3 protein-coding genes and 1 pseudogene are annotated in these 3680 nt (G+C 75.5%); all 4 read left to right on the forward strand.

All coding sequences use genetic code 11. The features are described 5' to 3' along the window. Positions 1–320 (forward strand): cytochrome ubiquinol oxidase subunit I (locus D1825_RS00775; protein ID WP_138067112.1); only part of this gene is annotated, 320 nt, incomplete at its 5' end. Positions 321–332: 12 nt separating this feature from the next. Next, positions 333–1397: a cytochrome d ubiquinol oxidase subunit II gene (gene cydB, locus D1825_RS00780; protein WP_118765626.1), complete on the forward strand. Its 1065-nt coding sequence runs from the start codon at positions 333–335 to the stop codon at positions 1395–1397. A 13-nt stretch (positions 1398–1410) separates the two neighbouring features. Then, positions 1411–3054 (forward strand): thiol reductant ABC exporter subunit CydD, encoded by a 1644-nt coding sequence (cydD, locus tag D1825_RS00785; protein ID WP_118765627.1) that lies wholly within the window; start codon positions 1411–1413, stop codon positions 3052–3054. Further along, a pseudogene (locus tag D1825_RS00790) lies at positions 3051–3680 on the forward strand (thiol reductant ABC exporter subunit CydC); the annotation flags it as partial. The gene cydD and the pseudogene D1825_RS00790, both read left to right, overlap by 4 nt.

Genomic DNA, 3680 nt, shown 5'->3' on the forward strand with positions numbered 1-3680 from the left:
CCCCGTTCCTCGCGTCGTCGGCCGGCTGGGTCTTCACCGAGATGGGCCGCCAGCCGTGGGTCGTCGCACCCAACCCGAACCCGTCCGGCGTCGACGGCGTGTGGCTGATCACGGCGCGCGGTGTGTCCACCGTGCCCGGCGTCTCCAGCATCGCGATCTCGCTCGCCGCGTTCACGCTGCTCTACGGCGTGCTGGCGGTCCTCTGGTACCGCCTCATGCATCGCTACACGATCGAAGGGGTCGCTCCGTCCGAGAAGGACCCCAGTCCCGAGGCGCGCACCGACGACGACGCCGACGCCCCGCTGTCCTTCGCGTACTGACAGGAGACGACCGTGGAGCTGACCACCGTCTGGTTCATCCTCATCGCCGTCCTGTGGACGGGCTACCTCGTGCTCGAGGGGTTCGACTTCGGCGTCGGCATGCTGCTCGGCTGGCTGCCGCGCAAGCAGGACCGCGAGCGCGAGCGCCGCGTCATGATCAACACCATCGGCCCGGTCTGGGACGGCAACGAGGTGTGGCTCCTCACCGCGGGCGGCGCCACGTTCGCCGCCTTCCCCGAGTGGTACGCGACGCTCTTCTCCGGCTTCTACCTGCCGCTGCTGCTCATCCTGCTGGCGCTGATCATCCGCGTCGTGGCGTTCGAGTGGCGCGGCAAGATCAACGACGACCGGTGGCGGGCCTGGGCGGACCGGGCGCTGATCGTCGGCTCGTGGGTGCCCGCGGTGCTGTGGGGCGTGGCGTTCGCGAACATCGTGCGCGGCGTCGAGCTCGACGCCGACCACCAGTACGTGGGTGGCTTCTGGGCGCTGCTCAACCCGTTCGCGCTGCTGGGAGGCGCGACGACGGCGCTCATCTTCCTCACGCACGGAGCCGCGTTCCTCGCGCTGAAGTCGGCCGGCGACATCCGCGACCGGGCCGCGACGCTCGCCGCGCGCCTCGCGCCCGTCACGCTCGTGGTCGCCGCCGTCTGGGCGCTCTGGGCGCAGGTCGCCTACTCCGACGCCGCCTGGACGTGGGCGGCCGTGGCGGTCGCCGCCGTGGCGCTCGTCGTGCTCGTGCTGGCGACCCGGACCCGGCGCGAGGGGCTCGCGTTCATCGCCTCGGCCGTGACCATCGTGGCGGCCGTCGTGCTGATCTTCGGCTCGCTGTTCCCCGACGTGATGCCCGCGTTCGACCCTGCCAACTCGCTCACGGTCACGAACGCGTCCTCGACGCACTACACGCTGACCGTGATGACCTGGGTCGCCGTGATCCTCACGCCCGTGGTGCTGCTCTACCAGGGCTGGACCTACTGGGTGTTCCGCAAGCGTGTCTCGACGGCCCACATCCCCGAGTCGATCGGGCTGACGTTCGACCGCTCGCCCGCACGCGTCGGCGCGCCCGACGAGGAGCGATGACGGCCCCGGCCGCATGAGGCCCCTCGATCCCCGGCTGCTGCGCCACGCGCGCGCGGCGCGCGGCTACGTCGCGCTCACCGCGTCGCTCGGCATCCTCACGGCCGCGCTCGTCGTCGCCCAGGCGCTGCTGCTCGCGCACGCTCTCGGCCGCGCCGTGCACGACGGGGCCGACCTCGACGCGATCGGCCCGCTGGTCGCGTGGCTCGCTGTGGTGGTCGCCCTGCGCGCGCTCGTGACCGCGGCGCAGGAGCGGTTCGCGCACCGCGCGGCGACCCGCGCCGTGGCCGAGCTGCGTGAGGGTGTCGTCGCGCACGCCGCGGCGCTCGGCCCGCGCTGGCTCGCGACGGGCGAGGGTCCGGGCGTGGCGACGCTCGCGACCCGCGGGCTCGACGCGCTCGAGCCGTACTTCGTCCGGTACCTGCCGCAGCTGGTCCTCGCCGCGACCGTGACCCCGGCGACGCTGCTGGTGATCCTCGGCCTCGACTGGGTGTCCGCGGCGATCCTCGTCGCCGTCCTGCCGCTCGTGCCGATCTTCATGTGGCTGGTCGGCCGGCTCACGCAGGGCCGTTCGGAGCAGGGGCTGGCCACGATGCGCCGGCTCGGCGCCCAGATGCTCGACCTGCTCGCGGGCCTGCCGACGCTGCGCGCGTTCGGCCGCGAGCGCGGTCCGGCCGCGCGCGTCCAGGCCCTCGGCGACGCGCACCGGCGCGCGACGATGGGCACGCTGCGCATCGCGTTCCTGTCGGGCATGGTGCTCGAGCTGCTCACCACGCTGTCCGTGGCGCTGGTCGCCGTGGGCATCGGGCTGCGCCTCGTGGAGGGCGACCTCGACCTCGTGACCGGGTTGGCGGTGCTGGTGCTCGCGCCCGAGGTGTTCAACCCGCTGCGCCAGGTGGGCGCGCAGTTCCACGCGTCGAGCGACGGCGTCGCGGCGGCCGAGCAGGCGTTCGCGGTGCTCGAGACGCCGGTCCCTGCCGACGGCACGGTGCCCGCCCCGGACCTCGCGGGCGTCACGGTCCGCCTGCGCGGCGTGAGCGTGACGACGGCCGCTGGCCGGACGCCCGACCGCCTCGACCTCGACGTCGCACCCGGTCGCGCGGTCGCGCTCGCCGGCCCGACGGGCGGCGGCAAGTCGACGACGGTCGACGTCGTGCTCGGGCTGCTCGCGCCCGACGAGGGCACCGTCGAGCTCGTCGGCCCCACCGGCGCCACCCCCCTGGCGGACGTCGCACGGGCCGGCTACTGGTCGCAGGTCGCGTGGCTGCCGCAGCGCCCCGTGCTGGAGCCGGGGCCCCTGCGGTCGGTCGTCGGTGGGCCCGACGAGGCGTCGCGCGCCGCCGCGGCCGCGCTGACCGGGCTCGACGCCGTGCTGGCCGACCTCCCCGACGGCTGGGACACCGCCGTCGGGCGGCTCTCGGTCGGCCAGCGCCAGCGGGTCGCGCTCACCCGCGCGGTGCTGTCCCCCGCGCCGCTCGTCGTGCTCGACGAGCCCACCGCACACCTCGACGCGGCCGGCGAGCGCGTGGTGCTCGACACCGTCCGGGCCCTGCGTGCCGAGGGCCGCACCGTCCTGCTCGTCGCGCACCGGCAGTCGTTGCTCGCGGCGGCCGACGAGGTCGTCACGGTCGCCCCCGCACGCACGGCGGTCGCCCGATGACTCCCCCGCCCCGCGGCACGCTGCGCCGCGCCGTCGCCCTGCTCGAGGTCGACCGGCGCCGCGCGGTCCAGGCCGTCGTCCTCGGCACCCTCGCGCTCGGCTGCGCGGTCGCACTGGCCGCGGTGGCCGCGTGGCTCATCGCGCGCGCGTCCCAGATGCCGCCGGTGCTCACCCTGAGCGTCGCGACGGTCGCCGTGCGCGCGTTCGGCATCGGGCGCGGCGTCCTGCGGTACTGCGAACGGCTCGTCTCGCACGACGTCGCGCTGCGCGGCATGACGACGCTGCGCACCACCCTCTACAGCCGGCTCGCGGCCGGCCAGCCCGAGGCCGTGCTGGGCGTGCGTCGCGGTGACCTGCTCGCGCGCGTGGGGGCCGACGTCGACGCGGTGGGCGACGTCGTGGTCCGCGGCCTGCTGCCCGGCGCGGTCGCCGCCGTGCTGGGCCTCGCGACCGTCGGGGCGATGTCGCTCATCTGGCTGCCCGCCGGCATCGCGCTGGCCGTGTGCCTGGTCCTGGCCGGCGTCGTCGCGCCCGGCCTGGCCGCCGCCGGCGCCCGCACCACGCAGGCGCGTGCGACCGACGGTCGGGCCCGCGCGACCGCGAGCGCGCTCGGCATCCTCGACGAC

Origin of the sequence: Cellulomonas rhizosphaerae (assembly GCF_003470205.1) — a bacterium.
GTDB lineage: Bacteria > Actinomycetota > Actinomycetes > Actinomycetales > Cellulomonadaceae > Cellulomonas > Cellulomonas rhizosphaerae.

Coding starts and splice junctions, on each gene's coding strand:
- cydD (WP_118765627.1), top strand. CDS start 1,411: ATGAGGCCCCTCGATCCCCGGCTGCTGCGCCACGCGCGCGCGGCGCGC.